The 16,911-nt window shown below is 71.9% G+C and carries 13 protein-coding genes and 1 riboswitch; of the genes, 4 read left to right on the top strand and 9 right to left on the bottom strand.

The window, feature by feature from the left end; translation table 11 throughout:
* Window positions 1-40: 40 nt before the first annotated feature.
* The 4 genes from ribD to BHU06_RS05235 form a co-directional block, all read right to left on the bottom strand.
* Entirely contained in the window at window positions 41-1,180 is a 1,140-nt protein-coding gene (gene ribD, locus BHU06_RS05250; protein ID WP_070398082.1) for a bifunctional diaminohydroxyphosphoribosylaminopyrimidine deaminase/5-amino-6-(5-phosphoribosylamino)uracil reductase RibD, read from the bottom strand.
* Between the two features lie 43 nt (window positions 1,181-1,223).
* Window positions 1,224-1,673, bottom strand: coding sequence for a transcriptional regulator NrdR (nrdR, locus tag BHU06_RS05245; protein ID WP_070398081.1), 450 nt, complete (start codon window positions 1,671-1,673; stop codon window positions 1,224-1,226).
* Between the two features lie 16 nt (window positions 1,674-1,689).
* Window positions 1,690-2,931 (bottom strand): serine hydroxymethyltransferase, encoded by a 1,242-nt coding sequence (glyA, locus tag BHU06_RS05240; RefSeq protein WP_070398080.1) that lies wholly within the window; start codon window positions 2,929-2,931, stop codon window positions 1,690-1,692.
* 35 nt (window positions 2,932-2,966) lie between these two features.
* Window positions 2,967-3,128: riboswitch (ZMP/ZTP riboswitch) on the bottom strand.
* A gap of 50 nt (window positions 3,129-3,178) precedes the next feature.
* Window positions 3,179-4,057, bottom strand: coding sequence for a lytic transglycosylase domain-containing protein (locus BHU06_RS05235; RefSeq protein WP_070398079.1), 879 nt, complete (start codon window positions 4,055-4,057; stop codon window positions 3,179-3,181).
* 672 nt (window positions 4,058-4,729) lie between these two features.
* Between BHU06_RS05235 and BHU06_RS05230 the strand changes: the two genes are divergently transcribed.
* Window positions 4,730-8,461: a DUF748 domain-containing protein gene (locus BHU06_RS05230; protein ID WP_070398078.1), complete on the top strand. Its 3,732-nt coding sequence runs from the start codon at window positions 4,730-4,732 to the stop codon at window positions 8,459-8,461.
* 127 nt (window positions 8,462-8,588) lie between these two features.
* Entirely contained in the window at window positions 8,589-11,231 is a 2,643-nt protein-coding gene (locus BHU06_RS05225; protein ID WP_070398077.1) for a DUF349 domain-containing protein, read from the top strand.
* Here BHU06_RS05225 and BHU06_RS05220 read toward each other — a convergent pair.
* From BHU06_RS05220 to BHU06_RS05200, 5 genes are read right to left on the bottom strand one after another with little or no spacing between them, the layout of a single operon-like run.
* A complete protein-coding gene (locus BHU06_RS05220; RefSeq protein ID WP_070398076.1) occupies window positions 11,221-12,075 on the bottom strand; it encodes a zinc-dependent peptidase in 855 nt (284 codons plus the stop codon). The two genes, BHU06_RS05225 and BHU06_RS05220, sit on opposite strands and share 11 nt — an antisense overlap.
* The gene (locus tag BHU06_RS05215) at window positions 12,072-12,872 is read right to left on the bottom strand and encodes a UDP-2,3-diacylglucosamine diphosphatase (RefSeq protein WP_070398075.1); all 801 of its coding nucleotides are present in this window, start codon (window positions 12,870-12,872) and stop codon (window positions 12,072-12,074) included. The genes BHU06_RS05220 and BHU06_RS05215 overlap by 4 nt, the downstream gene beginning before the upstream one ends.
* Before the next feature lie 17 nt (window positions 12,873-12,889).
* Entirely contained in the window at window positions 12,890-13,396 is a 507-nt protein-coding gene (locus BHU06_RS05210; RefSeq protein ID WP_070398074.1) for a peptidylprolyl isomerase, read from the bottom strand.
* Between the two features lie 2 nt (window positions 13,397-13,398).
* Complete coding sequence (locus BHU06_RS05205; RefSeq protein WP_070398073.1) at window positions 13,399-13,992, bottom strand: peptidylprolyl isomerase; 594 nt, start codon at window positions 13,990-13,992, stop codon at window positions 13,399-13,401.
* Window positions 13,993-14,003: 11 nt separating this feature from the next.
* The gene (locus tag BHU06_RS05200; RefSeq protein WP_070398072.1) at window positions 14,004-14,585 is read right to left on the bottom strand and encodes a tetratricopeptide repeat protein; all 582 of its coding nucleotides are present in this window, start codon (window positions 14,583-14,585) and stop codon (window positions 14,004-14,006) included.
* 222 nt (window positions 14,586-14,807) lie between these two features.
* Between BHU06_RS05200 and cysS the strand changes: the two genes are divergently transcribed.
* Window positions 14,808-16,256 carry a cysteine--tRNA ligase gene (gene cysS / locus BHU06_RS05195; protein WP_070398071.1) on the top strand — a complete coding sequence of 483 codons (1,449 nt, stop codon included), beginning with the start codon at window positions 14,808-14,810 and terminating at the stop codon, window positions 16,254-16,256.
* Window positions 16,256-16,894 carry a DNA-3-methyladenine glycosylase gene (locus BHU06_RS05190; RefSeq protein ID WP_070398070.1) on the top strand — a complete coding sequence of 213 codons (639 nt, stop codon included), beginning with the start codon at window positions 16,256-16,258 and terminating at the stop codon, window positions 16,892-16,894. Before cysS ends, BHU06_RS05190 begins: the two co-directional genes overlap by 1 nt.
* Window positions 16,895-16,911: the final 17 nt, after the last annotated feature.

The raw sequence follows: 16,911 nt of genomic DNA, 5'->3' as shown, positions 1-16,911 counted from the left end.
CTTTGCGGTAGTTCGACCGCCAACGGTCGCGCCCGGGTGATCAGTGGTCCGTGAGAAATGCGTCTCGGCCCTCGAGCCGGGCGCGCAATCGCAGGTCGGTGCCCACCGGCAGGGTGTCCAGCCAGCGCAGGGCCACGCCGTCGGCCAAACGTTCCAGCGGGCCGAAGGGCGCCATGCCGGCTCCCTGGCCGAGCAGGCGGGGCGCCAGGTAGACCAGCAGCTCGTCCACCCAGCCCTCGCGCAGCAGGGACGCGTTGAGCTTGGCCCCGGCCTCGACGTGCAACTCGTTCACCTCGCGCCGGCCCAGCTCTTGAAGCGCGGCGCCCAGGTCGACCTTGCCGTTCGCGCCGGGCATCGGGAGGGTGTCGGCGCCGCGTTCCCGCAGCGCCGCGGCCCGGGGCTCGGCAGCGTCGGCATGGAAGAACCACCGCTGGCGCGGCAGGCCACCGTGCGGCGGCTCGAACAGCCGCGCCGTGGGCGGGGTGTCCAGGCGGCTGTCGATCACGGCCAGGTGCGGTTGGCGCAGCAGGCCCGGCAAGCGCGCGTCCAGGCGGGGGTTGTCTTCGAGCACGGTGCCCGCGCCCGTCAGCACGGCGCAGGCCCGGGCGCGCCATCGGTGGCCGTCTTCGCGGGCGGCTTCTCCGGTGATCCACTGGCTCTGTCCGTTGGGCAGGGCCGTGATGCCATCGAGCGAGGCGGCCATCTTCATGCGCACCCAGGGCCGTCCGCGCACCATGCGGCTGAAGAAGCCGATGTTGAGTTCGCGGCTGGCCCGGGCGATGGGGTGGTCGCCGGGCAGCAGGTCGACCGCGAGGCCGGCGGCGCGCAGCCGCTGCAGGCCTTGGCCGGCCACGCGGGGGTTGGGGTCGGTGGTGGCCACCACCACGCGCGCCACCTGGGCCGCGATCAGCGCGTCGCAGCAAGGCGGGGTGCGGCCGTGGTGCGAGCAGGGCTCCAGCGTGACATAGGCGGTGGCGCCGGCCGTGCCTTCGCCGCGCGCCTGGGCGTCGCGCAGGGCCATGACCTCGGCGTGCGGCCCGCCGGCCTGCTGGGTGTGGCCCGAGCCGATGACCCGGCCGTCCGACGCGACCAGCACACAGCCGACGCGGGGGTTGGGGTTCGACAGCCAGAGGGCGCGCTCGGCCAGTTCGAGCGCCGCCGCCAGGGGCCCGGTGCTCACCTCGCGGCTCCTGCGCGGGCGCGGGCCGCGCACCGGGGGGCCATCAGCGCTTCACCTCATCCACCAGCGCCCGGAACTCGTCGATGTCCTCGAAGCTGCGGTAGACGCTGGCGAAGCGGATGTAGGCGACCTTGTCGAGCTTCTTGAGCTCGCGCATCACCATCTCGCCGATGCGGTTGGCCGGGATCTCGCGCACGCCCAGGTTGAGCAGCTTTTCCTCGATGCGCTCGATCGCGGCATCGACCTGCTCGGTGCTCACCGGGCGCTTGCGCAGGGCCAGCGCGAAGGAGGCGCGCAGCTTGTCGGGCACGTACTCGACGCGGCGGCCGTCCTTCTTGACCACCATCGGGAAGCTGACGTCGGGCCGCTCGTAGGTGGTGAAGCGCTTCTCGCAGTGGCCGCAGCGGCGGCGGCGGCGGATGAAGTCGGCGTCTTCCGAGACCCGCGTCTCGACCACCTGGGTCTCGAGATGGCCGCAGAAGGGGCACCGCATCGCCGCCGCTCCGGGTTCAGCGGTAGACCGGGAAACGCGCGGTCAGCGCGTTGACCTTTTCGCGCACCGCGGCGATGTTGGCCGGGTCGCGGTTGTCGAGCACGTCGGCCACCAGGTTGGCGGTCAGGCGCGCTTCCTCGTCCTTGAAGCCGCGCGTGGTCATGGCCGGGGTGCCGATGCGCACGCCGCTGGTCACCATCGGCTTCTCGGGGTCGTTGGGGATGGCGTTCTTGTTGATCGTCATGTGCGCCTGGCCCAGCACCGCCTCGGCTTCCTTGCCGGTGATGCCCTTGGCGCGCAGGTCGACCAGCATCACGTGGCTTTCGGTGCGCCCGCTCACGATGCGCAGGCCGCGCTGGGTGAGCGTCTCGGCCACGATCTGGGCGTTTTTCACCACCTGCTGCTGGTAGGCCTTGAACTCGGGCGAGAGCGCTTCCTTGAAGGCCACGGCCTTGGCCGCGATCACGTGCATCAGCGGGCCGCCCTGCAGGCCAGGGAAGATGGCGCTGTTGATGGCCTTCTCGTGCTCGGCCTTCATGAGGATGAAGCCGCCGCGCGGGCCGCGCAGGCTCTTGTGGGTGGTGGAGGTCACCACATCGGCGTGCGGCACCGGGTTGGGGTAGACGCCGGCGGCGATCAGGCCGGCGTAGTGCGCCATGTCGACCATGAAGAGCGCGCCCACGTCCTTGGCCACCTGGGCGAAGCGCGCGAAGTCGATGCGCAGGCTGTAGGCCGAGGCGCCGGCGATGATGAGCTTGGGCTTGGTCTCGTGGGCCTTGCGCTCCATGGCGTCGTAGTCGATCTCTTCCTTCTCGTTGAGACCGTAGGACACCACGTTGAACCACTTGCCGCTCATGTTGAGCGCCATGCCGTGGGTGAGGTGGCCGCCTTCGGCCAGGCTCATGCCCATGATGGTGTCGCCGGGCTTGAGGAAGGCCAGGAACACGCCTTCGTTGGCGGAGGCGCCGCAGTGCGGCTGCACGTTGGCGGCCTCGGCGCCGAAGAGCCGCTTGATGCGGTCGATGGCCAGCTGCTCGGCCACGTCCACGTACTCGCAGCCGCCGTAGTAGCGGCGGCCGGGGTAACCCTCGGCGTACTTGTTGGTGAGTTGGGTGCCCTGCGCGGCCATCACGGCCGGGCTGGCGTAGTTCTCGCTCGCGATGAGCTCGATGTGGTGTTCCTGGCGGGCGTTTTCGGCCTGGATGGCGGCAAACAGCTCGGGGTCGGTCTGTTCGATGAGGATGCGGCGGTCGTACATGGCAGTCCTGAATGACGAGGAACCTTGCGCGTGACAAGGGCTGCCCAGGCGAACGGCTGAACGCCCGGCCTGTCGACGCGGGCGGTGCGCTTCCCAGTGGTTGTCCCGGTGGTCGCCCTGAACAGGGGGCCGGGTGTCCACGTCAGCGGCCGATCCCCGCAAGGGGTGGCCGCCTATCGCCAGTCGCGCACCGCGCTAGTTTAGCCCAGCGGGCTGCGGATCCCGCCGGCCGCGCGGGCGGGCGGCTTCAGGACGGAATGGCCGTGGACGGGGGCGCCACCGTGGGCCGGACCTCGGCCTCGACCTCGTTGCTCGGCGCCGGGGCATTGACGGGGATGGCGCGCGCCGGCGGTGGCGCGTCGAAGTGCTTGAGCGGCGCGCCCTGGGCCACGCGCTGGATGCGCAGGTGCTCGGCCATCACGCGGTTGATGTACCAGCTGCCGTCGGTGGTGACCGCGCCCACGTAGAGGCGCAGGCCGCCCTCCAGGGAGCCGGCGCGCTTGACCGCGTCGCTCAGCACGCGAGCGCCCACGCGCAGGTTCGACAGCGGGTCGAAGGCCGCCAGCTCGCCGCCGAAGTCCTCGTACTTGTCGGTGTGCACGCGCGTGAGCACCTGCATCAGGCCCTGGGCGCCCACGGGGCTCTGGGCAAAGGGGTTGAAGCGCGACTCGATGGCCATCACGGCCAGCAGCAGCGTCGGGTCCAGGCGGCTGCGCTCGCCAATCAGGTAGGCCTCGGCCACCAGCGCGCCCACGGGTTCGGGCGCCACACGGTATTTGCGGCTGAGCCACTGCGTGACTTTGGCCTGCTGCTCGGTCAGGTCGCGCAGGTTGGCCACGGTCACGCGGTCGATGGCGGTGGGTTCCACCTCGACGTCGCGCTCGACCAGCTGCTGCGCCTCTTGGCGCTGCAGCAGCCAGCTCAGCAGCCGCTCCTCGGCGCTGGCGCGCAGGTCGGCGCGCATGCCGAAGACGAGCAGGGCCACCGCGGCCACCGTGCCGAGCAGCGCCAGGCTGTTCTGCGTGGTGTGGATGAACCCCTGGTACACGTCGGAGGCGGCGTGGTTCAGGGACGATGCCAGGGCACGTGTCGTGCTCTTCTGCGGCGTCGGCGAGTGGGTCCTCATGGGTCGCTCCTTGCAGGTCGCCCGCGGCGTTCGTGGGAACGGCGCGGGCGGTCGTTGGGGGGGCTCTCGGTGGATGGCCGGGGGGGCCGGTTCCAGCGAGTGGGCCTGCCGTACAGGCCCGGGTTTACCCTCGCGTGGGCAAAAGTCGGCGGATGGTAGGGAGGCGTTAATAGCCAGTCAATGGTTTTGAACGCTGTTTGAAGAATAATTAGTAATATAAAATCGCCGGCCGACGTGCCAAATTAGACAAGTGCAGCGCCGCCGCCAATGGCCACGCGGGTTTGCGCGCGATGACAGGCGTATGACCGCTGGTCGGCCGATGCCCACCTTTCATGGGGCAAAACGGGGTTTTGGGGCGCCGGAATGGGCGGCCGGGTCGCGATTGAAAAGTTCCATGGCCGGGCGACGCGCGTGCCTTGATTCGACCGTTGGCGCGGCGTACGCTTCACCCGTCGGTCGCAGACCGGCACAGCCGACCCGGTGGAGATCCATCGAACGGCCCCTTTGGGAGCAATCTCTTGCTCCCCGGCTGGCGGGACATCACCCTCCCACCACCCAACCGACGGCAAGCGCTTCATTGCCCGCCGTCAACCCCGGCGGGTTTTTCCCGCCGGGGTTTCTTGTTTTTGGGGCCGTCATGCGGCGTGGCCCTGGCTTGCGCGACACTCGCGCATGGCCGACACCGCAACGGATTCCCCCGTCCCCCATCCGCCCACTGCTGCGCCGCGCTCGCGCCTCGCGCGGCGCCTGGCCTGGGTGGTCGCCGGCCTGCTGCTGCTGTGGGGCCTGACCTGGCTGGGCCTGCCGCCGCTGCTGAAGTGGCAGCTGCAAAAGCAGGGCAGCGAGCGGCTGGGCCGCGCGGTCACGGTGGAGCAGGTGCGCTTTCACCCCTGGTCGCTGGAGCTGTGGGTGGATGGCCTGCGGGTCGCTGGCGCCGAGGGCGCCGACGAGCTGCTGTCGGTGAAGCAGCTCTATATGAATGCGGAGCTGCAGTCCCTGGTGCGGCTCGCGCCGGTGATCGATGCCCTGAAGGTCGACACGCCGCGCCTGGCGCTGCGCCACCTGGGGCAAGGGCATTGGGACTTCGACGACGTGCTGCAGCGCCTGACGCCGCCGCCGCCCAGCGGGCCCCAGGACAACTCGCCCGCGCGCTTCGCCGTCTTCAATATAGAAGTGGTCAACGGCCAGGCCAGCGTGCGGGACGAGCCCGTGGGCGTGACCCACCACCTGGACGGTCTGCAGATCGCCGTGCCCTTCCTGAGCAACCTGGGGTCGCGCCGCGAGGTGGTGACCGAGCCGCGGCTGGCTTTCACGCTCAACGGCAGCGCCTTCGACAGCCGCGTGGCCACCACCCCATTCGCCGAGGACCACCAGACGCGCGCGCGCCTGCAGATACCCGAGCTGGACCTGGCGCCCTACCGGCCGTACTGGCCCAAGGCCTGGCCGGTGCAGCTCACCTCGGGGGCGCTGCACCTGGACCTGACGCTCGACTTCGAGCAGCACGCCGAGCCGACCCTGGTGGTGGCCGGCACCGCGGGCCTGTCGAACCTGCGCCTGGACGAAGCGGGTGGCGCGCCCCTGCTGCTGTCGCCGCGCCTGGACGTGGCGCTGCAGCGCGTGGAGCCCCTGCGCCGGCGCGTGGCGCTGGGCGCGGTGCGCTGGCAGGGACTCGAACTCGACCTGCGCCGCGACGCGCAGGGGCGGCTCAATCTTCAGCGGCTGGCGGCCAGCTGGCCCCTGGCCCCGGCGGCTGAGGCCAAACCCGCCTCCGCACCCGCCCCGGCGCCGGAAGCGGCCTGGCAGCTGGCCGTGCAGGGCTTCGAGCTCAGCGAGGCCCTGGTCCGCTGGCGCGACGCCTCGGTGCAACCCCGGGCCGAGCAGGACCTGCGCATCGCCTCGCTCACGCTCGCGCCGATCGCCTGGCCGGTGAAGGAACCCGCGCGCCTGCAGCTCGCCGCCGCCGTGGGCGAGGCCACGCTCAAGGCCGAGGGCGAGGTCGCGGGCGACCGCGCCCAGGTGCGCGCCGCGCTCGACAACTGGGGCCTGCGCCTGGCCGCGCCCTACCTGGCCAGCGTGCTGGCGCCCGAACTCGACGGCCGCGCCCGCGCCAGTCTGGTGTTCGACTGGGTGCGCGGCGCCGAGGGCCAGCCCGACCAGCTGGGCCTGCAGGGGCCGGAGCTGGTGCTGGAACAGCTGCAATTGGGCCCGGCCAAGCGCCCGCTGGCCCGGCTGGACAGCCTGCGCCTGGCCGAACTGAAGATCGACCTGGCGAAACACCACGCCGAGCTGGGCCAGGTGGCGCTGGACAACCCCGTGCTCGACGCCCACCGCGACGCGCAGGGCCGCTGGATGGTGGAGCGCTGGCTCAAGCCTGCGCACGCCGCCCCGCCCGCCGGGCCGGCGGCCACGAAAGAAGCGGCCCAGGCCGCCCAGGCGGCCGAGCCCGCCGCGTCCTGGACCTGGCGCCTGGCCGACGCCCGCCTGCGCGGCGGGCGCGTGCGCTTCATCGACGACAGCAAGGCCAACCCGGTGCGGCTGGACCTCGACCGCTTCGACGTCCGCCTGCAGGACCTGCAGCCCCCCGGCGAGCGCGCCCCCGAGGCGCCGCTGAACCTCAAGCTGCGCGTGGCCGGCGGCGGGTCCACCGCCGGCACCGTGGCCGCCGACGGCCGCCTGCGCCTGCCCGGTCCGGCCGGCGCCGGCCCCGACCTGCACTGGCGCGGCCGCGTGCAGGTGGAGCGATTTCCCGTGCACGCGCTGGAGCCCTACCTGGCCGACTACCTCAACCTGGAACTGCTGCGCGCCGACACCAGCGTGCGCGGCGACATCGACCTGACCCTGCCGGCCAATGGCCCGCGCGTGCAGGCCGCGGTGGACCTGGCGGTGGAGGACTTCCGCGCCAACACCGGCTCGCCCGGCGAGGAACTGCTGCAGTGGCAGTCGCTGCAGGTGCGTGGCCTGCGGGTGCGCCAGGCGCCGGGGCAACCCCTGTCGGTGCAGGTGGCCGAGACCGTGCTGAGCGACTACTACGCGCGCATCGCCATCGACCTCAACGGGCGCTTCAACCTGCAGGACCTGGTCAAGCCCGCGCCGGGCGAGCCGGCCGCGCCCGCCGCCCCGGCGGCCACCGCCCCGGCACCCGGCGCGCCCGCGCCCAACGCCGCCACCACCACGGCCGCCGCGCCGCCGCCCGGCCCGGCGGCCGACATCCGCATCGGCCCGATCAGCCTGGTCAACGGCCGCATCCTGTTCTCGGACCACTTCGTGCGGCCCAACTACAGCGCCAACCTCAGCGAGGTCACGGGCTCGCTCAGCGCGTTCTCCAGCACCCCGGCCGCGCCCGGCCAGCCGCCCGAGATGGCCACGCTCTCGCTCAAGGGCCGCGCCGAGGGCACGGCCACGCTGGACATCAATGGCCGCATCAACCCGCTGGCCACGCCGCTGGCGTTGGACATCAAGGGCGTGGTGCGCGACCTGGAGCTGCCGCCGCTGTCGCCCTACAGCGTGAAGTACGCGGGCTACGGCATCGAACGCGGCAAGCTCAGCGTGGACGTGGCCTACCAGGTGGAGCCGAACGGCCAGCTCACCGCCAGCAACCAGATCGTGCTGAACCAGCTCGCCTTCGGCGAGCGCGTGCCCGACAGCCCGGCCAACCTGCCGGTGAAGCTGGCCGTGGCCCTGCTGGCTGACCGCAACGGCGTGATCGACATCAACCTGCCCATCAGCGGCTCGCTCAACGACCCGCAGTTCCGGCTTGGCCCGGTGATCGTGCGGGTCATCGTCAACCTGATCGGCAAGGCCATCACGGCGCCGTTCTCGCTCATCGCCAGCGCCTTCTCGGGCGGCGGCGCGGACGCCAGCCAGATCGGTTTCGATCCCGGCCGTGCCGAGCTGAGCGACGCCAAGCGCACGCAGCTCGAGTCGCTCGCCAAGGCGCTGGAGAACCGGCCGGCGCTGCGGGTCACCATCGTGGGCCACAGCGACCTGGAGGCCGAGCGCGCGGGCTGGCAGCGCGCCCGGCTGGACGGGCTGCTGCAGGCCGAGAAGCGCCGCCGTCTGGCGCGCGCCGGCGGCGAGGTGCCCGCGCGCGTGAGCGTGAGCGCGCAGGAGCGCCCCGAGCTGCTGCGCGAGGCCTACCGCCGCGCCGACATTCCCAAGCCGCGCAACCTCATCGGCCTGGGCAAGGACATTCCGCTGGAAGAAATGGAGGCGCTGCTGCTGGCCGCCCAATCGCCCACCGAGGACACCATGCGCGAGCTGGCGGTGGCGCGCGCGGTGGCGGTGAAGGACTTCCTGGCCGGCCTGCGCTTGCCCGAGGACCGCCTGTTCCTGGGCGCGCCCAAGACCCAGGCCAGCGGCGACCAGTGGGTGCCGCGGGCCGAACTGCAACTCGCGCCGCGCTGAGCGGCGCGACCGCGGGTAAGCCGGCGCCGCGCTGAGCGGCGCGACCCGGGGAAAGCCGGCGCCGCGCCGAGCGGCGACAATACGCGTTTCTCCGCGCGGCCCGCCGCGCATCCGCTGCCCTTTTCACATGTCGCTGTTTTCTCCGCGCCAGACATCCGCCCCCGAGCCCGCCGTGAACACCCCCTCCAACCCCAAGTCCGCCAACGCCCATCCCCTGGACGCGCTCACCGGCGGCGTCTTCTCGGCCCCCACCGCCGGCGAGCGCGCCGCGCGCGTGCGCGATTGGCTCGCCACCGATCCCTCGGCCGAGCACATGAACGAGGTGTTCAAGGAGCTCAGCCAGCGCGACCGCGGCGCGGCCAAGGCGCTGAAGGAAAAGCTCGACGAGCTCAAGCGCCAGAAGTCGCAGGAGCAGGCGGCCAGCGAATGGTCGGCCAAGGCCGAGGCCCTGCTGGCCGCGTCGCGCCTGAACCTGGCCGATGCCCTGGCCTGGCAGCGCGACGCCGCGCGCGCCGGCGCGCCGCTGTCGCGCGAGCCCCTGGCCACGCTGCGCCAGCGCCTGGCCGAGCGCATCAAGTCCATCGAGGACCTGCAGCACGCGGTGCAGGTGGAGCGGGAGGCCGCCGTGCTGATCGCCCAGCGCATCGAGGTGCTGTCCACCAAGCCCTGGCAGGAGGCCCGCCAGGCCGCCGACGCGCTGCGCGGCGACGTGGCCCAGTGGCAGCAGCAGATCGACGGTCTGACACAGGACCCGCAATGGGCCAGCGTGGAGGCCAAGTTCCCGCCCATGCTCGAGGCCTCGCGCCAGCAGCTGCAGCTGGTCTGGGACGCCTTCGATGCCGCGCTGGCCCAGGCCACGGCGGCCGCCGCCGACGCCAACGCCCCGCTGCCGGCCGTGCCCGTGTGGGCCGACGAGCTGCGCGCCGCGCGCGGCCTGGCTCCCGCCGAGCAGCAGGCCGCCAACGAGCAGGCGCAACAGGCCCAGCAGGCGCGCCGCGAGCGCGCCGGCGCCGAGATCGAAAAGGCCGTGGCCGCGCTCGAGGCCGAGGTGGCCGAAGGCCATGGCAAGGCCACGCCCAAGGCCGCGGCCGAGCTGCGCCAGCTGCTCAAGCAGCACGGCCGCCTGATCGGCCAGGCGCTGGAAGCGCGCGCCCATGCCGTGCTGTCGCAAGCCGGTGAACTCGAAGGCTGGCAGCGCTGGCGCGCCGACCAGCTGCGCGAGGAGCTGGTGGCCAAGGCCGAGGCGCTGACGCAGGCACCCGAGGGCCAGCGGCCCACCGGACGCAAGCTGCAGGAGGCCATCCGCCAACTGCGCGAGCAGTGGAAGACCACCGACCAGGGCGGTGCGCCCAATCACGCGCTCTGGAAGCGCTTCGACGAAGCCTGCACCGAGGCGCACAAGGGCGTGGAGGCCTGGCTGTCGCAGGTGCGCCAGCAGGCCGAGGCCACGCGCGCCCAGCGCCAGGCCATCATCGACGAACTCAAGGCCTGGACCGCCGCGCACGCCGAGAGCAGCGACTGGAAAGCCCAGCTGCGCGAGCTGCACGCCTTCTCCGAGCGCTGGCGCCAGGCCGGCCACCTGAGCGAGAAGGCCTTCGCCGAGGTGCAGCCGCTGTGGAAGGACACCATGCACCAGGCGCACGCGCGCCTGGAGGCCGCGCAGGCCGAGAGCGTGGCGCGCCGCCGCGCCTTGATCGAGGAGGCCGCCGCGCTGTCGCAGGCGCAGCCGCTGCGCATCGACGCCGTGAAGGCCCTGCAGCAGCGCTGGCAGGCAGAGGCGCACGCCGTGCCGCTCGACCGCAAGCAGGAACAGAAGCTGTGGGAGGCCTTCCGTTCGCCCATCGACGCCGCCTTCGAGCGCAAGACCAGCGAGCGCCAGCAGCAGGCCGGCGCGCTCAGCGCCGTCGACCAGCGCGTGCTGGACGCCTCACGCGAGCTCGAGGCCGCCACGCAGTCGGGCGACGCACAGCGCATCCGCGCGGCCATGGCCGCGCTGGAGGCCGCCGGGCGCGCGGCACCACCGGCGGCCACGCCGGCCGCGGCGCCAGAGGCCGCCGCTGGCGGGGAGGCCGCACCGGCCGACGGCGCCGCGCCCGCGCCCGCGCCCACCGCGCCACCGGCCGCGCCGCGCAAGCTGGTGGCCATGCGGGGCGACGACCGCCCCGGTGCCAGGAAAGCCGAACCCGCGCCCCGCGACCCGCGCCGGGATGGCCGCCCCGGCCGCCCCGACGCGCGCGGTGGCCGAGACGGTCGCGATGGCCGTGACCGCCGCGACTTCCGCGATTCGCGCGAGGACCGCGAACCGCGCGGCCCACGCCTGGGCGACACCGCCTTCCGCGCGCAGCGCCAGGCCATGGAAGCCGCGCAGGCCAGCTTGCGCCGCCTGGCCGAGCAGGCGCACGGCGAGGTGCTCACCCAGGTGCTGGACGCCTGGCGCGCGCGCGACGCGCAGCAGCTGCCCCCCGCGCAGGCCCTGGGCGGGCGCGTGGCGCCGGCTCAACGTTCGGCCTGGGCCTCCGCGCTCGGCCAGCCCGCGAATGCCTTGCCCGCCGAGGCCCTGCTGCGCCTGGAGATCGCCGCCGATGCGCCGACCCCGGCCGAGCACCTGAGCGAGCGCCGCCTGCTGCAGCTGCAGTTGCTCACGCGCCGCAACGCGCCATCGCCCACGGAAACCTGGGCGCAGGACGTGGCCCAGGTGCTGGGCGGGGCGCACGACGAGAAGTCGGCGCGGCGTCTGCAGGCCGCGCTGAAGGCGCTGCTCAAGCGCTGAGCGGGCGCGCGCTGAGGAAGAAGGCGTCGTAGAGCGCCAGCAGGGCGGGGAACTCCTGCCCGAAGCGCTCGCGGTTCACGAAGTAGGCCTCGCAGGTCACGGCGAAGAACTCGGCCGGGTCCTTCGCGGCGTAGCCGTCCAGCCAGGGCGGCTCGCCGCCGAAACGCTCGGCCATGGACACGGCCTCGCGGAAGCCGTCGAAATGCGCCGCCATCACGCGCTGCCAGCGCGCGCGGGCCTCGCGCGGATCGCGCGTGCCCAGGAAGCCTAGGGGCAGGGTGGGCGCGCCCTGCGGGTGCTCGCCGGCCTGCAGCTCGCGCATGTCCATCTTGTGCACGAATTCGTGGATCACCACGTTGTGGCCGATGGCGGCGCGCTCGCCCGCGCTGGCCACATCCTCCCAGCTCAGCATCAGCGGGCCGCCGTCCATGGCCTCGCCGGCCAGGGCCTCGGTGTACTCGTGCACCACGCCAGCGGCGTCGTGCACCTTGCGGCGCGCCAGCACGGCGCCGGGCTGCAGCACGATGCCCACGAAGTCGTCGTACCAGTCGAGCAGGTCGGGCGCGCGGCGCAGGGCGCGCCCATCGGGGCCGTGCAGGTGCAGCAGCGGGCGGCAGGCCTGCGCCGCGATGGACAGCGCCATGGCGTCGGTGACCACCAGGCCGTTGGCGCCGCTGAATTCCTTCTCGACCAGGAAGTGCTGGCACAGCAGGCGCAGGCGCGCGCGGTCCCCACCGTTCAGCGCGGCGAGGAAGGGCAGGGCCGCGAGCGTGTCGCGCCACAGGGCCTCGGGAATGGGGGCGGGGCGGCGCCAGCGGCGCCGCAGCGAGGCCAGCCAGCTCACGCGGCGCTCACCCGCTGCGCGCCGCGCTCGCTCAGGCGCAGCGCATCGGCGCGCGGCGGCTGGGCGCCCGCGTCCCAGTCGCTGAGCACGAGGCGCCGGCGCCCCGGGGCCAGCGCGTGCTCGGCCGGGCGGTGCGTGTGGCCGTGGATCAGCGTGGCGGCGCCGGCCTGTTCCAGCCAGGCGGTGGCCGCGTGGGCGTCCACGTCCGCCCACAGTCCGGGGTCGGGGCCCAGGCTGCGCTTGCGCGCCTCGCTGCGCGCGCGCAGATCGCGCGCGATGGCCTGGCGTTCGACCAGGGGGCGGGCAAGGAAGTCGCGCTGCCAATCGGCGCCGCGCACCTGGGCGCGAAAGCCCTGGTAGTCGGTGTCGGCCAGGCACAGCGCGTCGCCGTGGCTGAGCAGCCAGCGCTGACCGGCGAACACCAGCACGGTGGGGTCGTGCAGGGCCGTCATGCCGCAGGCGGCCAGGCCCTCGGGGCCGAGCAGGAAATCGCGGTTGCCGGCGATGAAGAAGGTGGGGGTGTGGCGGGCGAAGCCGCTCAGGGCCTGTGCGCAGCCGCGCCAGAAGCGGCGGTCGGCGTCGTCGTGGGCCTCGTCGGGCGCGAGCAGGTCGTCGCCGACCCAGACCTCGAACAGGTCACCCAGGATGAAGAGCGCGTCGGGCCGGGGCGCGCGCGCGAGGTAGGCGAGCCAGGCGGCGTGTGTGGCCGGATCGCCCGCGTGCAGGTGCAGATCGGAGATCAGCTCGACGGATCGCCACGACGCGGGCGCCACCAACTCGGGGAAGCGCTCGGTCATGGGCGTGGGCCGGTCGCTCAGACGGCGACCGCTTTCTCGATCACGACGTCGGTCTTCGGCACATCGTCGTGGAAGCCGCGGCGGCCCGTGGGCGCGCCCTCGATCTGCTTGACGATCTCGCTGCCCGCGACCACCTTGCCGAACACGGCGTAGCCCCAGCCCTGCGCGCTGGGCGCGGTGTGGTTGAGGAAGCCGTTGTTGGTGACGTTGATGAAGAACTGCGCGGTGGCCGAGTGCGGGTCGCTGGTGCGCGCCATGGCCACGGTGTAGACGTCGTTCTTGAGGCCGTTGTTGGCCTCGTTCTGGATCGGCTTGTCGGTGGGCTTCTGGTTCATGCCGGGTTCGAAGCCGCCGCCCTGGATCATGAAGCCGGGGATGACGCGGTGGAACACGGTGTTGTCGTAGTGGCCCTTGTTCACATAGGCCAGGAAGTTGGCGGTGGACTGCGGCGCCTTCTCGGCATCGAGTTCGAGCGTGATGACGCCCATGCCGGCGATGTGCAGTTCGACTTTCGGATTGGCCATGTTCATTTCTCCAGGCTGGCTTTGACGATGGTGACGGGGGTCTGCGGAACGTTCTGGTGCATGCCGCGGTTGCCGGTGGGCACCGCGCGAATCTTGTCGACCACGTCCATGCCGGCGACCACCTTGCCGAACACGGTGTAGCCGTGGCCGTCGGGCGAGGGCGCGTTGAGGCCCGGGTTGTTCACGACGTTGATGAAGAACTGCGAGGTGGCCGAGTCGGGGTTGCCGGTGCGCGCCATGGCGATGGCGCCGCGGTCGTTCTTCAGGCCGTTGCCGGCCTCGAGCGGCACGGGCGCGCGCGTGGGTTTTTGCTGCATGTCGGCCGTGAAGCCGCCGCCCTGGATCATGAAGTTGCCCATCACGCGGTGGAACACCGTGCCGTCGTAGTGCTTGTCCTTGACGTACTGCAGGAAGTTCTCGACCGTCTTCGGCGCCTTGGCGGGGTCGAGCTCGACGACGATGTCGCCGAGCGAGGTGGACAGGCGCACGCGCGGTGCCTTGCTGTCCTGGGCCCGGGCGGTGAAGGCCAGCGCGAGCGCCAGACTGGTGGTCAGGGCGGTGGCCAGGCGGGCGAAGCCGCGTCGGTGCAATGTCATGGGAGAAATCCTCAGCGGGGGGTGGTGGCCAGCAGGCTCTGCACGGCTTTGAGTTTGGGTGCCAGGCGCGGGTTCTGCGCGTCGACGTCGCGCGCGCGCTGCCAGGCGCGCTCGGCCAGCCGCGCATACACGTCGCCCAGGTTCTCCAGCGCCACGGCGTAGCGCGGGTTGGCGCGGATCGCGGCCTCCAGCGCGACGCGGGCTTCGTCGTAGCGGCCGGCCGCGGCGTGCAGCACGGCCAGGTTGTTGTGCGGCTCGGGCAGCTCGGGGTTGTCCTGCGTGAGGTTGGTGAAGGTCTCGAGCGCGGCCGCGCTGTCGCCCTTCTGGTTCTGCGCCACGCCCAGCAGGAAGCGCATCTGCGGGTCGCGCGGGTTGCCGCGCAGGTAGTCCTGCGCGCGGCTCAGGGCCTGGTCCAGCTGCTGGGCGCGCATGAGGCGCGAGACCTCGTCATAGGCCGAGGGCGCGGGGATGCTGGGCGACTGGGCCTGCGCCAGCCAGGGCAGGGCGGCGGCCAGGCCGACCAGCAGCGCTCGGGTGAAACCACGGAAACAAGCGAGGACGGCGCGGTCCAGCGGTGAAGCTCGGTGAGACATGGAACCTCATGGGATGCGCCGGGCGAAGCGGATGCCCGACCAGTGGCGCCCTTCGGTGCGTGCGTGCGCGGGATGGGCGTCGATATACTGACGCATTGTATCTGAGGGGTACCGGCGAGCCGGTCGTTTCAGACCGTGCCTGCGGGGCGCCGGACCCGTGAGGCGCCGCGCTGGCGAGCGTGGTTGGAAGCGGTCGGCACCGCGCCTGCCCTGCGCCTTGCGATGACCCTGCATATCCACAACACCCTCACGCGCCGGCTCGAGCCTTTCGCGCCCATCGAGCCCGGCCACGTGCGCATGTACGTTTGCGGCATCACGGTCTACGACCTGTGCCACGTGGGCCACGCCCGCTCCAACATCGCCTTCGACGTGGCTCGCCGCTGGCTCGAGGCCAGCGGCTACCGCGTCACCTTCGTGCGCAACATCACCGACATCGACGACAAGATCATCCGCCGCGCGGTGCAGAACGGCGAGACGGTGCGCGGCCTCACCGACCGCATGATCGCCGCCATGTACCAGGACTTCGATGCCCTGGGCATCGCGCGCCCCACGCACGACCCGCGCGCCACCGACTACGTGCCGCAGATGCTCGACATCGTGCGCACGCTCGAAGACAAGCAACTGGCCTACCGCGCGGCCGACGGCGACGTGAACTACGCGGTGCGCCGCTTCCCTGGCTACGGCAAGCTCTCCGGCAAGACGCTCGACGAACTCCAGGCGGGCGAGCGCGTGGCCGTGGCCCAGGGCAAGGGCGACCCGCTGGACTTCGTTCTCTGGAAGGCCGCCAAGCCCGACGAACCCGCCGACGCCCAGTGGGACTCGCCCTATGGTCGCGGCCGTCCGGGCTGGCACATCGAGTGCTCGGCCATGGCCTGCGCGCTGCTCGGCAAGACCTTCGACATCCATGGCGGCGGCGCCGACCTGCAGTTCCCGCACCACGAAAACGAGATCGCGCAGAGCGAGGGCGCCAACGGCGTGCCGCTGGCCGCGGTGTGGATGCACAACGGCTTTGTCAACGTCGACAACGAGAAGATGTCCAAGAGCCTGGGCAACTTCTTCACCATCCGCGAGGTGCTGCAGAAGTACGACGCCGAAACGGTGCGCTTTTTCATGCTGCGGGCCCACTACCGCAGTCCGCTCAACCACAGCGACGCCCACCTGGACGACGCGCGTGCCGCGCTCAAGCGCCTGTACACCGCGCTGTCGGTGGTGAACGCGGCGGACGTTTCCATCGACTGGAGCGAGCCCTTCGCCGCGCGCTTCAAGGCCGCGATGGACGACGACTTCAACACGCCGGTGGCCTTGAGCGTGCTGTTCGAGCTCGCGAGCGAGGTCAACCGCGGCAAGGACCCGCGCCACGCGGGCCTGCTGCGCGCGCTGGGCGGTGTGCTGGGGTTGTTGCAGGCCGATCCGATGGCATGGTTGCAGGGCGGGCCATCTAGGCATCATGAAGCGTCTGGCGCCCTTGTTGGTCAGGGCGCCTACGTCTCTGGCAATGCCCATGTGACATCGGGCTTGGACGAGCCCGCGATCGCCGCGCGCATCGCCGCGCGCGCCGCCGCCAAGAAAGCCCGCGACTTCGCCGAAGCCGACCGCATCCGCAACGAGCTGCTCGGCCAGGGCATCGTGCTGAAAGACAGCGCCGCGGGCACCACCTGGGAGCGCGCCTGATGAGCGCCGTGCTGACCGTGCCCGAGCCCGCGTATTGGCAGGACGCCTGCAAGCACCTGATGAAGCGCGACCGCGTGATGAAGAAGCTCATCCCGCGCCACCCCGACGTGTGCCTGCAGTCGCGCGGCGATGCCTTCGTCACGCTGGCGCGCAGCATCGTGGGCCAGCAGATTTCGGTGAAGGCCGCCCAGTCGGTATGGGACCGCTTCGAATCGCTCACCCGCAAGATGACGCCCGCGCAGGTGCTCAAGCTCAAGGTGGACGACATGCGAGCCGCCGGCCTGTCGGTGCGCAAGGTCGAGTACCTGGTGGATCTGGCGCTGCATTTCTCGGACAAGCGCGTGCGCGTGAACGAGTGGCCGCACATGGACGACGAGGCCATCATCGCGGAGCTGGTGGCCATCCGCGGCATCGGCCGCTGGACGGCCGAGATGTTCCTCATCTTCCACCTCATGAGGCCCAACGTGCTACCGCTGGACGACATCGGCTTGCAGAACGGCATCAGTCAGGCCTATTTTTCGGGTGAGCCCGTCAGCCGCAGCGAGATCCGCGAGGTGGCCGGCTCCTGGGCCCCGTTCTGCAGCGTGGCCACTTGGTATATTTGGCGGTCGCTCGATCCGCTCCCCGTGAGCTATTGAGCCGCCTGAGCAAAGGA

Source organism: Hydrogenophaga sp. PML113 (genome assembly GCF_001777155.1).
GTDB lineage: Bacteria > Pseudomonadota > Gammaproteobacteria > Burkholderiales > Burkholderiaceae_C > Hydrogenophaga > Hydrogenophaga borbori.
The sequence above is the reverse complement of the archived record's forward strand: the minus strand, read 5'-3'. Positions and strand labels throughout refer to the sequence as shown.

Excerpts from the sequence above, each read along its gene's own strand:
- BHU06_RS05210 (WP_070398074.1), bottom strand. The coding sequence starts at position 13,396 with ATGGCCAATCCGAAAGTCGAACTGCACATCGCCGGCATGGGCGTCATC.
- BHU06_RS05205 (WP_070398073.1), bottom strand. The coding sequence starts at position 13,992 with ATGACATTGCACCGACGCGGCTTCGCCCGCCTGGCCACCGCCCTGACC.
- nrdR (WP_070398081.1), bottom strand. The coding sequence starts at position 1,673 with ATGCGGTGCCCCTTCTGCGGCCATCTCGAGACCCAGGTGGTCGAGACG.
- BHU06_RS05235 (WP_070398079.1), bottom strand. The coding sequence starts at position 4,057 with ATGAGGACCCACTCGCCGACGCCGCAGAAGAGCACGACACGTGCCCTG.
- BHU06_RS05190 (WP_070398070.1), top strand. The coding sequence starts at position 16,256 with ATGAGCGCCGTGCTGACCGTGCCCGAGCCCGCGTATTGGCAGGACGCC.
- glyA (WP_070398080.1), bottom strand. The coding sequence starts at position 2,931 with ATGTACGACCGCCGCATCCTCATCGAACAGACCGACCCCGAGCTGTTT.
- BHU06_RS05215 (WP_070398075.1), bottom strand. The coding sequence starts at position 12,872 with ATGACCGAGCGCTTCCCCGAGTTGGTGGCGCCCGCGTCGTGGCGATCC.
- cysS (WP_070398071.1), top strand. The coding sequence starts at position 14,808 with ATGACCCTGCATATCCACAACACCCTCACGCGCCGGCTCGAGCCTTTC.
- BHU06_RS05230 (WP_070398078.1), top strand. The coding sequence starts at position 4,730 with ATGGCCGACACCGCAACGGATTCCCCCGTCCCCCATCCGCCCACTGCT.
- BHU06_RS05200 (WP_070398072.1), bottom strand. The coding sequence starts at position 14,585 with ATGTCTCACCGAGCTTCACCGCTGGACCGCGCCGTCCTCGCTTGTTTC.
- BHU06_RS05225 (WP_070398077.1), top strand. The coding sequence starts at position 8,589 with ATGTCGCTGTTTTCTCCGCGCCAGACATCCGCCCCCGAGCCCGCCGTG.